A 12,810-nucleotide genomic window follows, 5' to 3' on the forward strand; every position below is an offset into this window, starting at 1 on the left:
AATGGCTGCGCGGGAGCCCCTTTTCATTGCGATCCATATTCTGTCCCCGGTGGGTGAAACACTTAGACCATGACTGATCCAGCACTTGCCCAGCAGACCGAATTCGGCCGGATGTATGCCCGTTCCCTGGGTGAAACGGTAACCGTTCCATCCATCACGACGGTCATTTCCCAGGCCCCTTCGTCGCTGGGGGGATGGTTCGGTCATATGGCTGCCTCCAGCCTGGCCAAGGATCCCAAGCTGCCCGGGGCCCTGGGCAGTCCGGCCCAGCTGCGGGCCGTGGTTAAGGACGCCGCACAGGCTGCCGAACGGTACCGGGACGCAGCCGCGCTGCGCGGGGACCGGGTCCACACCTACTGCGAGCAAGTAGCCTTGCGCGCCATGGGGCGGGAACATCGGATGGCCGAGGCCAGGGAAGCGCTGGCGGCCAACGGGGAAGAGAAGTTCGCCGTCCGTTTCGATGAATGGTGGGAGCTGTACCAGGTCGAGCCGGTCGCCGCGGAAATCACGGTCTGGAATCATACGGTCGGCTACGCCGGCACCTTGGATCTCGTCGCCAGGATCGGCGGACGCGTCTGCCTGATCGACTTCAAGACCAAGGGGACTGACCGGGACGGCATGGTCAAGCCGCTGGATGAAAAGGTCGTCATGCAGCTGGTAGCAGGCATGAAGGCAGAAGAGAGCCTGGTCGATGCAGCAGCAGGCACCTGGGAACCTTGGCGGTACGGCGAAGATCCGCTTCTGCTCGGCGTCGCTATCGGTGAAACCGAAGTGCGTCCGATGCACGCGAATCCGGAAGTGCTGAAATACCACTGGTACAAATTCGTGGCACTGCGCCGGGTCTGGGACACAGCGAGGGGTGCGGCCGGTGCCGGGCGTGCATTGCTGCCCATCGGACCGCCGCCGGCACGGGCACCACTTCCAGAGCAGGCGCTGCCGCAAACCGGTCCGCTGGTGCAGTGATTGTCCGGTCTTCCGGTTCATTAGACTGAAGTATCTTGGCGGGAGCAGTTTGGCGCGCTGGTGGAACCTGCTCCCGCCGCATTCGACGGCGATAGAGAGGTTTTCGACCCGATGGCAATTCTGGGTATCCGGATCATTGGCGACCCGGTATTGGGCACTCCGTCCGAAACCGTGACCGACTTCGGTCCGGAGCTTGAGCGTCTCATCTCCAATATGGAGGAGACCATGCTCGACGTTGACGGCGCGGGGCTTGCCGCCCCCCAGGTGGGGGTGGGGCTGCGGTTGTTCACCTACAACATCGAGGGCCGGATCGGCCACGTCGTCAATCCCGTGCTGGAGGTTGGCGAGGAGTACCAGGAGGGTTCCGAAGGCTGCCTCTCAGTGCCGGGACTCGGTTTTCCCACGCCCCGGCGGAACTGGGCACGCGTGACCGGCCAGGACAAGACCGGCGCGCCGATCGTGGTGGAGGGCGAGGGCCTGATGGCGCGGGCCCTGCAGCATGAGACGGACCACCTCGAGGGCATGCTCTACATCAACCGCCTGGCCAAGGAGGAGCGCAGGGAAGCGATGCGCCGGATCCGTGATCTGCAGTTCAACGACGTTGCCGCCCGGACGGTCAGCGAGCGTGCGCAGACGGTGGGCAGCAGCTTCGGGGGAGCCAAACGATGAGGGTCCTCTTCGCGGGCACACCTGCAGTGGCCGTGCCCTCGCTGGAGCAGCTGGTCAAGGCGGGATTCGACATCGTGTCCGTCCTGACCCGAGAGGATGCTCCGGTTGGACGCAAACGTGTGCTGACGCCCTCGCCCGTGGCGCAGCGGGCAGCGGAAATGGGCCTGGAGATCATCAAAGCGAACCGCATCGACAGCGCAGCAACCGCCGCCCTCTCTGCCTGCCGGCCGGACGTAGCGGCCATCGTGGCCTATGGCGGACTCGTCCCGGAGGAAGCGTTGACTGTGCCGGTCCATGGCTGGGTCAACCTCCATTTCTCGCTCCTGCCGGCCTGGCGGGGTGCTGCTCCGGTGCAGCACGCGGTGATCAACGGGGATGACATCACCGGCGCCTCCACCTTCCGGTTGGAGAAGGGGCTGGACACCGGACCCCTATTCGGTCAGCTGACGGAAGCGATCCGGCCCTCGGACACCAGCGGGGTGCTGCTGGAGCGGCTCGCCGGCAGCGGCGCCATGCTCCTGGCACAGACCCTCAGTGCGATCGACAGCGGTGCGGCCATTGCCGTTCCCCAAAGCGGGGAGGTGACTTTCGCACCGAAACTGGCGCTGGAGGACGGGCATATCGATTGGTCCCAGCCTGCCTTGGCCATCAGCCGCCGCATCAATGGCGTGACGCCGGAGCCCGGAGCCTGGACCACACTGGATGGCCAGCGCTTCAAACTCGCTCCGGTCAAGCTGCGCCAGGACCAACGGGACATCGAGCCCGGCAGGCTGCGCATCACCGGACGCACGTCGGCTGTCGTAGGCACCGGATCCTTCGGTGTCGAACTGACCCAGGTGCAGCCGGCGGGGCGGAAAATGATGGCCGCGGCCGACTGGCTCCGCGGGATCGCCAACCGTGAGGACGTGGTTTTCGAATGAACGCGGAACAGGGCCCCGGCCGTTCCGGACGGCCGGATCGCGGAGGTCAGTCCCGGCAGGGCGGCGGCGCCAAGCGCCGCGATGCCAAGGGCCGGGAGCGCAACCGGTCCGTACAGCGGCAGTTTTCGCAGACCGCTCCCGCGCAGCGGACCCGAAGGGCGGATCCGGCCCGGCTTGCGGCCTTCGAGGTTCTGCGCGCCGTGGCCGAGGAGGACGCATACGCCAACCTCGTGCTGCCGGCCAGCATTCGCCGGCACCGGCTGGACAAGCGGGACGCGGGGTTTGCCACGGAACTCGCCTACGGTGCGCTCCGCGGACAGGGGACCTATGATGCGGTCCTGGCCCGCTGTGTGGACCGTCCGCTGGGGCAGCTTGATCCGGCGATCCTGGACGCACTTCGCATCGGTGCCCACCAGTTGCTGGCCATGCGGGTTCCCGCCCACGCAGCCCTGGACCAGACCGTCGGGCTGGCGCGGGCAGTGATCGGCGCGGGTCCGGCAACGCTGGTCAATGCGGTACTCCGGCGCGTCTCTCGGCAGGACCTGGCCTCGTGGATAGCGGAACTGACCGCCGATGAAACGGATGAAACCAAGGTGGCCGCCCTGGCCTACAGCCACCCTGAATGGATCGTGCGGGCGCTGCGGCAGTCATTGGCGGCCCACGGCCGCGACACCGGCGAAATGACGCAGCTTCTGGAGGCGGACAACGCCGCGCCCGTCGTCAACCTTGTGGCCTTGCCCGGACTGGGGCGGCTGGACGAAGCCATCGACGCCGGTGCCATGCCGGGTGAACTGGTGGCCGGCTCCGCGCTTTATTCCGGTGGGGACGTCGGGCGGCTGTCGAGCGTGCGGGAGGGAACCACGCGCGTGCAGGACGCCGGGTCGCAGTTGATCGCCCAGGCAGTGGCCAAGGTCGACCTTGGCCGGCCGGCCGAGGGGGAACGGTGGCTGGACATGTGCGCCGGTCCGGGCGGCAAGGCAGCGCTGCTGGGCGCACTGGCGTTGCAGCGGGGCGCGACGCTGCTGGCAAATGAGCCGGCCGGGCACCGGGCCCAGCTGGTGCGGCAGGCCTTGGCGCCTGTCGACCATGAGGTCTGGCAGGTCCGGGTCGGTGACGGCAGGACCATTGGAGACGAAAGTCCGGAGGAATTCGACCGCATTCTCGTGGATGCCCCCTGCACGGGCCTGGGTGCCCTCCGCCGGCGTCCGGAGTCCCGCTGGCGGCGGCAACCCTCGGACCTTGCCGGGCTGGGCCCGCTGCAGCGGCAGTTGCTCGATTCGGCACTGGCTGCAGTCAAGCCCGGAGGGATCGTGGCCTATGTGACCTGTTCCCCGCACCCGGCGGAAACGACCGCCGTCGTGGCCGACGCCATGCGCCGGCGCGAGGATCTTGAGCTGCTGGACGCCGGAGCGGCCCTGGATGCGGCCAGCCTGCCGGGTGCTGTCAACGCAGGCCATGATGGTACAGCGCAGCTTTGGCCCCACATCCACCAGACAGATGCAATGTTCATGGCAATCATCCGGAAAAAGACACCAGCGGAACAGACCCACAAGGGCTAAGGGAGAATACATGGCCAAGTGCTGCATTAACCCCAGTATCCTGTCAGCGGACTTCGTCAATCTGGAGACCGAACTGCACCGGATCAACACCGCGGATGCGGTGCACGTTGACGTGATGGACAATCATTTCGTACCCAACCTGACGATCGGGCTGCCGGTGGTTGAGCGGATCCGGAAAGTCAGTCCGGTGCCGCTGGACGCGCACCTGATGATCGCCGATGTGGACCGCTGGGCACCGGCCTATGCCGACGCCGGGGTGGAATCCGTGACCTTCCATGTCGAGGCCGCCACGGCCCCGATCAAACTGGCCCGCGAACTTCGGGCCAGGGGCGCCAAAGCCGGAATGGCGCTGCGGCCGGCCACACCGGTGGAACCGTATCTGGACATGCTGTCCGAGCTGGACATGCTGCTGGTCATGACCGTGGAGCCGGGTTTTGGCGGCCAGTCCTTCCTGGACGTCACGCTGCCGAAGATCCGCCGGGCGGCCAAGGCCATCGAAGGCTCCGGGCTGGAGGTTGCCATCCAGGTCGACGGCGGCATCACCGAGGAGACAATCGTCCGGGCGGCCGAGGCGGGCGCCACCGTCTTCGTGGCCGGTTCCGCCGTCTACGGAGCCGAAGATCCAAACGAGGCCATTGCCCGCCTTCGGCAGGCGGCCACCCACTGACGTCCGCAGGAGCCGGGGAAGTGACCGGGGATGTGAATTGCTACGCATTGCTACGCCTGTCCCGGTCCGCCCTCGCCGGACAGTTATGGATCCATGTAATAATGACGCATACAACGTGCTCCGGGGTCGGTGAAATTCCGAACCGGCGGTTATAGTCCGCGACCCGTGGGCTGCGACCTGGAACCAGGTCAAGGTCCGCGGTTGAGCCGGTGAAATTCCGGCACCGACAGTTAAAGTCTGGATGGGAGAAGCACGTACAGTTTGGCACCCGGCGGGTCCGGCGCTCCATGGAGCACCACCGCCGCACCGTCTCGCTGTCGTTACCCCGGAGCCGCCGCGGCTTAGGGAAGGAACGGCATGGATTTACTGCGGTGGCTCTTCGAAGCGCAAATTCCCGTTGGCGGGAGTTCGCTGCTGCTACGCGAAGTGCTGGGAAATGTCTTTGGGCTATTGAGCGCCCTCGGCGGAATGCGCCGTAAAGTCTGGGCCTGGCCGGTGGGCATCATCGGCAACCTCTTGCTCCTGACCGTATTCCTGGGCAGTCTGTTCGGCGGGGCGAATACCGTGAACCTCCTGGGCCAGGCCGGCCGCCAGATAATGTTCATTGCCGTATCCGTCTACGGCTGGCGCCGCTGGCATGAAAGCCGGACCGGCAGCGGAGCGGCCATTACGCCGCGCTGGGCTTCCGGCCGTGAACGGGTCGGCATGGTCGCCGCCCTGATCCTGGGCACCGCTGCCCTGACCCCGGTCTTTACGCTGCTTGGCTCCTATGAACCGGTCTGGGCTGACGCGTGGACCTTTGTCGGCTCGCTGCTGGCTACCTACGGCATGGCCAAGGGCTGGGTCGAATTCTGGCTGCTGTGGGTTGCCGTCGACGCTGTAGGGGTGCCGCTCCTGTTCAGCGCCGGCTACTATGCCTCCGCCTTCATGTACCTGTTCTACGGCGCGTTCACCCTGGTCGGCTTCGTCATCTGGCGCCGTGCACACAACCGCGCCAGGCAGCAGATCGACGTCCCCTTGCCCGATCCCGCGCTGAGGTAATGGCCATGCACAGGGAACACGAACAACAGTTCACCCCCGCGGAGCAGCGTGCCATGCAGCTCGCCATCGACTCCGCCCGCAAGGGGGTCCGCGGGGCGAACCCGCTGGTCGGAGCGGTCATCCTCGACGAGGCGGGCGAGGTGCTGAGCGTGGGATACCACCGCGGCGCCGGCACGCCCCACGCCGAGCGGGACGCCCTGGCCAATGCCGCCTCGCGGCGGGCCGGCCTGAGCGGATGCACCATGGTGGTCACGCTGGAACCGTGCAACCACTTCGGCCGGACCGGTCCCTGCTCGGTGGCCGTCAGGGAATCCGGGATCGCCCGCCTGGTGTACGCCGTGGGCGACAGCCATGCCGCGGCCGCCGGCGGGGCGGCGCTGCTCGCGGAGGCGGGCATCGACGTCGCAGGCGGCCTGCTCCGGGACGCCGCCCTGGAACTCAACCACCGCTGGTTCGACTCGGTGGCTTCCGGCCGTCCGTTCATCACCGTCAAGCTGGCCCAAACAGTGGACGCCCGGATCGCCGCGGCGGACGGCACCAGCCAGTGGATCACGGGCCCGGAAGCGCGTGCCGACAGCCAGCAGCTGCGCGCCCGCATCGACGCCATCCTGGTGGGGACCGGGACGGCCCTCGCGGACAATCCACGGCTGACCGCACGCGACCGCTCCGGAACCGAGTTGCCCAAGCAGCCGCTGCGGGTGGTCATGGGCCAGCGCGAGCTGCCGGCCGATGCCGCAGTCCACGGCGGCGACACTGAATTTGTCCATTTCCGGACCCACGACCCGGCCGAAGTGGCCGCCGCGCTGTACCAACGCGGCGTGCGGCACCTGCTGGTTGAGGGCGGTGCCACAGCTACCGGCGCCTTCATCGCCGCCGGGCTGGCGGATGAGTTGTTCGTCTATCTGGCGCCGTCACTGCTGGGCGCCGGCACGGCATCGGTCCAGGACCTGGGTATCGGCACGCTGGCAGACGCGCAGCAGTGGCGGTGGGATGCGGCCGGCGGCGGTTTCGCCGTACCGCTGGGCAGGGACATCAGGCTGCATCTGGAACCCGAACCGGCCCTGCGTGCCGACGACGAATTCTGAACAAAGGAAAGAAAAAGAATGTTTACCGGAATCATTGCCGAGCGGGGCACCGTTGTCTCGCTGACCCTTGATGAACAGAACGACACCGCGGTCCTGGTCTTCCGGGCACCGCAGACGGGCACAGACCTGCCGCTGGGCGGTTCGATCGCAGTCAACGGCGTGTGCCTGTCGGCCACCTCGATCGACGGCGCGGAAATTGCCGTCGACGTTATCGGGGAAACTCTGGTCCGCACCACGACGGGATCCCTGAAACCCGGCATGGCGGTTAACCTGGAGCGCTGCGTTCCCGCCGGCGGCCGCCTCGACGGACATGTCGTGCAGGGCCATGTCGACGGCGTCGGCAGCATCCTGGAGCGCGAAGACCTGGGCAAGTGGGAACGGGTGCGGATCGGACTGCCTGCCGGCCTGGCCCGCTACGCAGCGGAGAAGGGGTCGGTGGCCATTGACGGCGTGTCGCTGACCGTCACCGCCGTGAGCCCGGCCGCGGAACCGGAACCGTGGCTGGAGGTGGGCCTCATCCCGATGACGCTGGCTGACACCGGACTGGGGGAGAAGCAGCCCGGGGACCCGGTGAACCTGGAAATGGACGTGCTGGCGAAGTACGCCGAACGGCTGCTTTCCTTCACTTCCGCCCCCAGGTTTGCAGCAGAAACAGAGGTGAAGGCATGAGCCCCGAAAACACGATCGTCCTGGATCCGGTCGAGGACGCCATCACGGCGATGGCTGCCGGGCGTGCCGTCGTCGTCGTCGACGATGCGGACCGCGAAAACGAAGGGGACATCATCTTCGCCGCCGAATTTTCAACGCCGGCGTTGATGGGCTGGACGATCCGGCATTCCTCGGGCGTCATCTGCGTCCCGATCACCGGCGAACGCGCCGACCGGCTCAAGCTGCCCGCGATGGTCGAGGTCAACGAAGACGCCAAGGGCACCGCCTACACCGTCTCCTGCGATGCCGCAGCAGGCATCACCACCGGCATCAGCGGCGGGGACCGCTCGGTTACCGCCCGCCTGCTGGCGGATCCGGATACCACGCCCGCCCAGCTGAGCCGGCCCGGCCACATGTTTCCACTGCGCGCGGTCGACGGCGGTGTCCAGGCTCGGCGCGGCCATACGGAAGCAGCTGTGGATCTGTGCAGGATGGCCGGGTTGCAGCCGGTGGGCGTCATTGCCGAACTGATCCACGATGACGGTGAGATGATGCGCCTGCCGGCGCTGCGGGAATTCGCCGACGCGCACGGCATCCCGCTGATCTCGATCGAGGACCTGGTGGCTTTCCAGCGCAGCCAGGCCACGACCGGAGCAGGTGCCCAATGAACCCGGCACAGCCTCCCGCTGCCGTCACCGGTGGTCCGGTGGTCCGGCTTCCGTCCGCCTTCGGCGACTTCCTGGTCCAGGTCTGGACGGACGCTGTCACCGGCGTCGAGCACATGACCGTCTCGTCGCCCCGGCCCGCGGACGGGGTGCCGCTGGTCCGCCTGCATTCCGAATGCCTCACCGGCGATGTCTTCGGCTCCTACCGTTGCGACTGCGGCGAACAGCTGGAACAGGCACTGGGCCTGGTCAGCCTCCATGGGGGAACCGTCGTCTATCTGCGCGGGCAGGAAGGACGCGGCATCGGGCTGGCCAACAAGATCCGCGCCTACGCTCTGCAGGAGACCGGGGCGGACACGGTGGAAGCCAATGAGCAGCTGGGGTTGCCCGTGGATGCGCGGGACTATCAGGCCGCCGCGGGCATCCTGAAGGAAATGGGCCTGCACACCCTGCGGCTGCTGACCAACAACCCGGCCAAGCGGGACCGCCTGGTGGAGTACGGGATCGACGTCGTCGACATGGTCTCCTCCGAGGTTCCCTCGCGCGAAGAGAACGAGCGTTACCTGCGGACCAAGCGCGACCGGATGAACCATTTCCTGACCCTGCTGGAAACCCAGCCCATCCAGCAGAGCTGAACACAGACCGGGCTGAACACAGACCGGGCTGAGCAAAGACATACAGAGAGAAGAGGAACCCATGAGTGGACACGGAGCACCCGTCATCAATGTCAGCGAGCTCGGCGAGGACGTTGCCGGCCTCCGCCTGGCCATCATCGCCGCCAGCTGGCACACCAGGATCATGGATGGACTGATTGGCGGGGCCCAGCGTGCCGCCGCCGAAGCAGGCATCGAACCGACCCTGGTCCGTGTTCCCGGGGCCTTCGAGCTGTCCGTGGCAGCTGCGCGGCTGGCGCCGCAGTTCGACGCCGTGGTTGCTTTGGGCGTCGTCATCCGCGGCGGAACGCCGCACTTCGACTATGTTTGCCAGTCGGCGACGAACGGCCTGACTGACGTCAGCGTCCGCACGGGGGTGCCCGTAGGATTCGGTGTGCTGACCTGCGACACCGAAGAGCAGGGACTGGACCGCGCGGGCCTGCCGGGGTCGGTTGAGGACAAGGGCCATGAAGCGGTCACGGCCGCCGTAGCCACTGCGGCGATGCTGCGCGGATTCGGCCAGTGAGCCGATTAGGCCGCTGAACGGATTCGATCACTGAGCCGGCCGGCAGCGCCGGGAGGCATTCGTCACATAGGCGGACTCAAATACGGGCCATTCACCGGCAGGCAGTAACCTTGGGGTGTGAAAACCTTCGAAACACTCTTTGCCGAGCTGAGCGAGAAAGCGGTGGACCGTCCTGAAGGTTCGCGCACTGTTGCCGAACTGGACTCCGGTGTTCATGGAATCGGCAAGAAGGTCGTCGAGGAGGCTGCCGAGGTCTGGATGGCGGCCGAGTACGAATCCGATGTGGCGGCCGCCGAAGAGATTTCCCAGCTGATCTACCACCTGCAGGTGCTGATGATCGCCAAGGGCCTGACGCTGGAGGATGTCTACAAGCATCTGTAGCCACGCAGCCGCCCTTCCGGCCGTCCCGGATCCGCGGCTCGTGGCCAGCTTGCCTGCCCTCCAGCGAACAATCCAAAAGCGAAAGACTTCCATAATGCTTCGTGTAGCAGTCCCTAACAAGGGATCCCTGTCCGAGTCCGCGTCCGAGATGCTCAGCGAGGCCGGCTACCGCCAGCGCCGCGACAGCCGCGAACTGGTCATGGTGGACCCGGAAAACGATATTGAATTCTTTTTCCTCCGGCCGCGCGACATCGCTGTGTATGTCGGCTCCGGAACGCTCGACGTCGGCATCACCGGCCGTGATCTGCTCCTGGACGCCCAGGTCGAGGCGGACGAACTTCTGGCCCTTGGCTTCGCCGGCTCCACCTTCCGGTTTGCCGGTCCCGCGGGTGAATTCACCGACGAAAAGCAGCTGGAAGGAAAGCGCGTCGCCACCAGCTACGACGGCCTGCTGCGCAAGCATCTGGCGGACCTGGGCATCTCCGCCTCCGTCGTCCGTCTCGACGGCGCGGTGGAATCCTCAGTCCGGCTGGGTGTTGCCGACGCCGTCGCAGACGTCGTCTCCACCGGTACCACGCTGCGCGCTTCGGGGCTGGCGGTATTCGGCGAGCCGATCCTGGTTTCCGAGGCCGTGCTGATCGGCCGCCGCGGCATCCAGCCGCCCGCCGGACTGGATGTGCTGATCCGCCGCCTGCAGGGTGTGCTGGTGGCCCGGCAGTACGTGCTCATGGACTACGACATCCGCAAGGACCTGGTCGAGCAGGCCTATGCCCTGACCCCAGGACTGGAATCGCCGACAGTGTCGCCGCTGCGCGATTCGGACTGGGTGGCCATCCGTTCCATGGTGCCGCGCAAGGACACGAACAGGATCATGGACGAGCTGTACGACCTGGGCGCGCGGGCCATCCTGGTCAGCGGCATCCACGCCTGCCGGATCTAGCGGAGGACCGACCCATGAGCCTTGCCATCCGTGTCATTCCCTGCCTGGACGTCGATGCCGGGCGGGTTGTCAAGGGCATCAACTTCGAAGGCCTGCGCGACGCCGGTGATCCGGTGGAACTGGCACACCGCTATGACCGCGCCGGCGCGGACGAGCTGACCTTCCTCGACGTCACCGCATCCTCCAGCGACCGGGCCACGACCTACGACGTCGTGGCCCGCACGGCCGAGGAGGTCTTTATCCCGCTGACCGTCGGCGGCGGCGTGCGGGAAGTCGCCGACGTCGACCGCCTGCTGCGGTTCGGCGCCGACAAGGCCTCGATCAACACTGCAGCGGTAACCCGGCCGGCGGTCATTGATGAGATCACCAACCACTTCGGCTCCCAGGTCCTCGTGCTGTCGCTCGATGCGCGCCGGACTACTGACCCGGCGATCGCTTCGGGCTTTGAGGTCACGACGCACGGCGGCCGGCGCGGAACCGGCATCGACGCCATCGCGTGGGCCAAGGAAGCTGCGGACCGCGGCGTTGGCGAGATCCTGCTGAACTCGATCGACGCCGACGGCACGAAGGACGGGTTCGACCTGGAGATGATCCGGGCAGTCAGGGCCGCGGTGCAGGTTCCGCTGATCGCCTCCGGCGGCGCCGGCGAACCGGCGCACTTTCCGCCGGCCATCGCTGCTGGAGCCGATGCGGTACTGGCGGCCTCGATTTTCCATTTCGGGCCGGACGATATGATCGCCCAGGTGAAGCAGGCCATCAGCGACGCCGGCTACCCGGTGCGCTGAGGTCCGGAGCCTATGCTTCAGATGCCGATTTCGGCGCTGTTCATCAGGGCGACGGCATCCGGCTGGCCCTCGAACGTTACCAGCGCATGCTGGCGGCGGCCGTGGGCGTGCATCAGCAGCTCACCTGGTTCGCCCACGATGGCGACCGAGACCGGAGCCCGCTTGGCCACATGCCGGGGACCGTCCGGGCGGACCAGCACGATTCCCAGGTCGACGGCGCGGTACAGGATGGCTGCCCGCTTGATGAGTTCGTCCCACAGGGCATCCGAATAGCCCTGGTCCAGCGCACGCGGAGCCCAGCGGTGCGTGGCACGCCGGACGTCTTCCGTGTGGACGAAGTATTCGATGAGGTTGGTGCTCGTGTCGACCGACTGCAGGCGCATCGGGGACATCCGGGGCGGCCCGGCCCGGAAGTCCGCCACCAGCTTGGAATAGGCCTCGGGGCTCGCCGATTTCGCCGCGAGCCGGCGGATCGCCTTGTCCGCCCGGCCGGCCAGCGGCCTGAACAAGCTCCCCAGCCCGACGACCGGTCCGTGTTCGCGCAGGTAAAGGTGCGCCGCCAGCTCCTGGGTGCGCCATCCTTCACACAGCGTGGGGGAGTTGGCTCCTGCGGCGAGCAAGGTTTCAGCCAACACTTCACGGGACGGTTCTACATAGTGCATCACTGCTGAAATTAGCATGAAGGAGGCTGCAGTGGGGACCGTGCCGCCGAATGTGGCGGTCGTCCCACCATCCGGCCGGCACGGCGGGATGGTGGGACGACCGGCCGTGCCGGCCGGATTTGGCGCTGGCACTAGACTTGAAGGGATGTCTTCCGAACCCATGTCCCAGCAAGCCCTCCAACACGGCTCCCCGTTGGCCCCTGAACTTGCCGGTGCCCTCAAGCGCGACGCCGCCGGCCTGGTGGCCGCGATTGTGCAGCAGCATGACACCGGCGAGGTACTGATGCTCGGCTGGATGGACGACGAGGCCCTGCACCGGACCATGAGGACGGGCCGGGTCACCTTCTACTCGCGGTCCCGCCAGGAGTACTGGCGCAAGGGAGACACCTCCGGGCATGTTCAGTGGGTCAAGTCCGTAGCACTGGACTGCGACGGCGATGCCCTGCTGGTGCGCGTTGACCAGGTCGGCGCGGCGTGCCACACGGGGACCCGGACCTGCTTCGACGGCCGGGACATCGACGTCGTGGCCGGCCCGGCCTGACCGGCGGCAACCGCACGCTGCAAGCGCCTGCCGCCGCCGACAGGTGCGCCGGCCGCAAGGCCCGGCTGCCGCCGTCGTAGGCGGACAGTTCCGAAGGCGGCAGCA

16 protein-coding genes and 1 riboswitch are annotated in these 12,810 nt (G+C 67.0%); of the genes, 15 read left to right on the forward strand and 1 reads right to left on the reverse strand.

Features of this window, described 5'->3' with window-relative positions:
- Positions 1-69: 69 nt before the first annotated feature.
- From AC5RWU_RS04230 to hisF, 14 genes are all read left to right on the forward strand, one after another.
- On the forward strand, positions 70-963 hold the full coding sequence (locus AC5RWU_RS04230) for a cytochrome (protein ID WP_494029304.1): 894 nt from the start codon (positions 70-72) through the stop codon (positions 961-963).
- A gap of 111 nt (positions 964-1,074) precedes the next feature.
- Positions 1,075-1,632: a peptide deformylase gene (def, locus tag AC5RWU_RS04235; protein WP_494029303.1), complete on the forward strand. Its 558-nt coding sequence runs from the start codon at positions 1,075-1,077 to the stop codon at positions 1,630-1,632.
- Positions 1,629-2,552 (forward strand): methionyl-tRNA formyltransferase, encoded by a 924-nt coding sequence (gene fmt / locus AC5RWU_RS04240; protein WP_494029302.1) that lies wholly within the window; start codon positions 1,629-1,631, stop codon positions 2,550-2,552. The genes def and fmt overlap by 4 nt, the downstream gene beginning before the upstream one ends.
- Complete coding sequence (locus AC5RWU_RS04245) at positions 2,549-4,111, forward strand: RsmB/NOP family class I SAM-dependent RNA methyltransferase (RefSeq protein WP_494029301.1); 1,563 nt, start codon at positions 2,549-2,551, stop codon at positions 4,109-4,111. The genes fmt and AC5RWU_RS04245 overlap by 4 nt, the downstream gene beginning before the upstream one ends.
- Positions 4,112-4,121: 10 nt before the next feature.
- On the forward strand, positions 4,122-4,778 hold the full coding sequence (rpe, locus tag AC5RWU_RS04250) for a ribulose-phosphate 3-epimerase (RefSeq protein ID WP_494029300.1): 657 nt from the start codon (positions 4,122-4,124) through the stop codon (positions 4,776-4,778).
- Between the two features lie 112 nt (positions 4,779-4,890).
- Positions 4,891-5,035, forward strand: a riboswitch (FMN riboswitch).
- Between the two features lie 100 nt (positions 5,036-5,135).
- Positions 5,136-5,819 (forward strand): nicotinamide riboside transporter PnuC, encoded by a 684-nt coding sequence (gene pnuC, locus AC5RWU_RS04255; protein WP_494029299.1) that lies wholly within the window; start codon positions 5,136-5,138, stop codon positions 5,817-5,819.
- A gap of 5 nt (positions 5,820-5,824) precedes the next feature.
- On the forward strand, positions 5,825-6,904 hold the full coding sequence (gene ribD, locus AC5RWU_RS04260) for a bifunctional diaminohydroxyphosphoribosylaminopyrimidine deaminase/5-amino-6-(5-phosphoribosylamino)uracil reductase RibD (RefSeq protein WP_494029298.1): 1,080 nt from the start codon (positions 5,825-5,827) through the stop codon (positions 6,902-6,904).
- A gap of 18 nt (positions 6,905-6,922) precedes the next feature.
- A complete protein-coding gene (locus AC5RWU_RS04265; protein WP_494029297.1) occupies positions 6,923-7,573 on the forward strand; it encodes a riboflavin synthase in 651 nt (216 codons plus the stop codon).
- Positions 7,570-8,220, forward strand: coding sequence for a 3,4-dihydroxy-2-butanone-4-phosphate synthase (gene ribB, locus AC5RWU_RS04270; RefSeq protein WP_494029296.1), 651 nt, complete (start codon positions 7,570-7,572; stop codon positions 8,218-8,220). Before AC5RWU_RS04265 ends, ribB begins: the two co-directional genes overlap by 4 nt.
- Positions 8,217-8,852 carry a GTP cyclohydrolase II gene (gene ribA, locus AC5RWU_RS04275; RefSeq protein WP_494029295.1) on the forward strand — a complete coding sequence of 212 codons (636 nt, stop codon included), beginning with the start codon at positions 8,217-8,219 and terminating at the stop codon, positions 8,850-8,852. Before ribB ends, ribA begins: the two co-directional genes overlap by 4 nt.
- Positions 8,853-8,913: 61 nt before the next feature.
- Positions 8,914-9,396, forward strand: a complete 483-nt coding sequence (gene ribH, locus AC5RWU_RS04280) for a 6,7-dimethyl-8-ribityllumazine synthase (protein WP_494029294.1) — start codon at positions 8,914-8,916, stop codon at positions 9,394-9,396.
- 117 nt (positions 9,397-9,513) lie between these two features.
- Positions 9,514-9,777, forward strand: coding sequence for a phosphoribosyl-ATP diphosphatase (locus AC5RWU_RS04285; RefSeq protein WP_494029293.1), 264 nt, complete (start codon positions 9,514-9,516; stop codon positions 9,775-9,777).
- 94 nt (positions 9,778-9,871) lie between these two features.
- Positions 9,872-10,717 carry an ATP phosphoribosyltransferase gene (hisG, locus tag AC5RWU_RS04290; protein ID WP_494029292.1) on the forward strand — a complete coding sequence of 282 codons (846 nt, stop codon included), beginning with the start codon at positions 9,872-9,874 and terminating at the stop codon, positions 10,715-10,717.
- A 14-nt stretch (positions 10,718-10,731) separates the two neighbouring features.
- Complete coding sequence (gene hisF, locus AC5RWU_RS04295; protein WP_494029291.1) at positions 10,732-11,502, forward strand: imidazole glycerol phosphate synthase subunit HisF; 771 nt, start codon at positions 10,732-10,734, stop codon at positions 11,500-11,502.
- A gap of 17 nt (positions 11,503-11,519) precedes the next feature.
- Here hisF and AC5RWU_RS04300 read toward each other — a convergent pair whose 3' ends face one another.
- Positions 11,520-12,164, reverse strand: coding sequence for a TIGR03085 family metal-binding protein (locus tag AC5RWU_RS04300; protein ID WP_494029451.1), 645 nt, complete (start codon positions 12,162-12,164; stop codon positions 11,520-11,522).
- Between the two features lie 160 nt (positions 12,165-12,324).
- Here AC5RWU_RS04300 and hisI point away from each other — a divergent pair, with 160 nt between their 5' ends.
- Positions 12,325-12,705, forward strand: coding sequence for a phosphoribosyl-AMP cyclohydrolase (hisI, locus tag AC5RWU_RS04305; protein ID WP_494036910.1), 381 nt, complete (start codon positions 12,325-12,327; stop codon positions 12,703-12,705).
- Positions 12,706-12,810: the final 105 nt, after the last annotated feature.

The sequence above is a fragment of the Arthrobacter sp. B0427-1-12 genome, assembly GCF_059092905.1.

Bases quoted from the DNA above. Each gene is read 5' to 3' on its own strand.
- AC5RWU_RS04230 (WP_494029304.1), top strand. From the start codon at position 70: ATGACTGATCCAGCACTTGCCCAGCAGACCGAATTCGGCCGGATGTAT.
- hisI (WP_494036910.1), top strand. From the start codon at position 12,325: ATGTCCCAGCAAGCCCTCCAACACGGCTCCCCGTTGGCCCCTGAACTT.
- hisF (WP_494029291.1), top strand. From the start codon at position 10,732: ATGAGCCTTGCCATCCGTGTCATTCCCTGCCTGGACGTCGATGCCGGG.
- hisG (WP_494029292.1), top strand. From the start codon at position 9,872: ATGCTTCGTGTAGCAGTCCCTAACAAGGGATCCCTGTCCGAGTCCGCG.
- rpe (WP_494029300.1), top strand. From the start codon at position 4,122: ATGGCCAAGTGCTGCATTAACCCCAGTATCCTGTCAGCGGACTTCGTC.
- AC5RWU_RS04300 (WP_494029451.1), bottom strand. From the start codon at position 12,164: ATGCACTATGTAGAACCGTCCCGTGAAGTGTTGGCTGAAACCTTGCTC.
- def (WP_494029303.1), top strand. From the start codon at position 1,075: ATGGCAATTCTGGGTATCCGGATCATTGGCGACCCGGTATTGGGCACT.
- ribA (WP_494029295.1), top strand. From the start codon at position 8,217: ATGAACCCGGCACAGCCTCCCGCTGCCGTCACCGGTGGTCCGGTGGTC.
- fmt (WP_494029302.1), top strand. From the start codon at position 1,629: ATGAGGGTCCTCTTCGCGGGCACACCTGCAGTGGCCGTGCCCTCGCTG.
- ribH (WP_494029294.1), top strand. From the start codon at position 8,914: ATGAGTGGACACGGAGCACCCGTCATCAATGTCAGCGAGCTCGGCGAG.
- AC5RWU_RS04265 (WP_494029297.1), top strand. From the start codon at position 6,923: ATGTTTACCGGAATCATTGCCGAGCGGGGCACCGTTGTCTCGCTGACC.
- AC5RWU_RS04245 (WP_494029301.1), top strand. From the start codon at position 2,549: ATGAACGCGGAACAGGGCCCCGGCCGTTCCGGACGGCCGGATCGCGGA.
- pnuC (WP_494029299.1), top strand. From the start codon at position 5,136: ATGGATTTACTGCGGTGGCTCTTCGAAGCGCAAATTCCCGTTGGCGGG.
- ribB (WP_494029296.1), top strand. From the start codon at position 7,570: ATGAGCCCCGAAAACACGATCGTCCTGGATCCGGTCGAGGACGCCATC.
- ribD (WP_494029298.1), top strand. From the start codon at position 5,825: ATGCACAGGGAACACGAACAACAGTTCACCCCCGCGGAGCAGCGTGCC.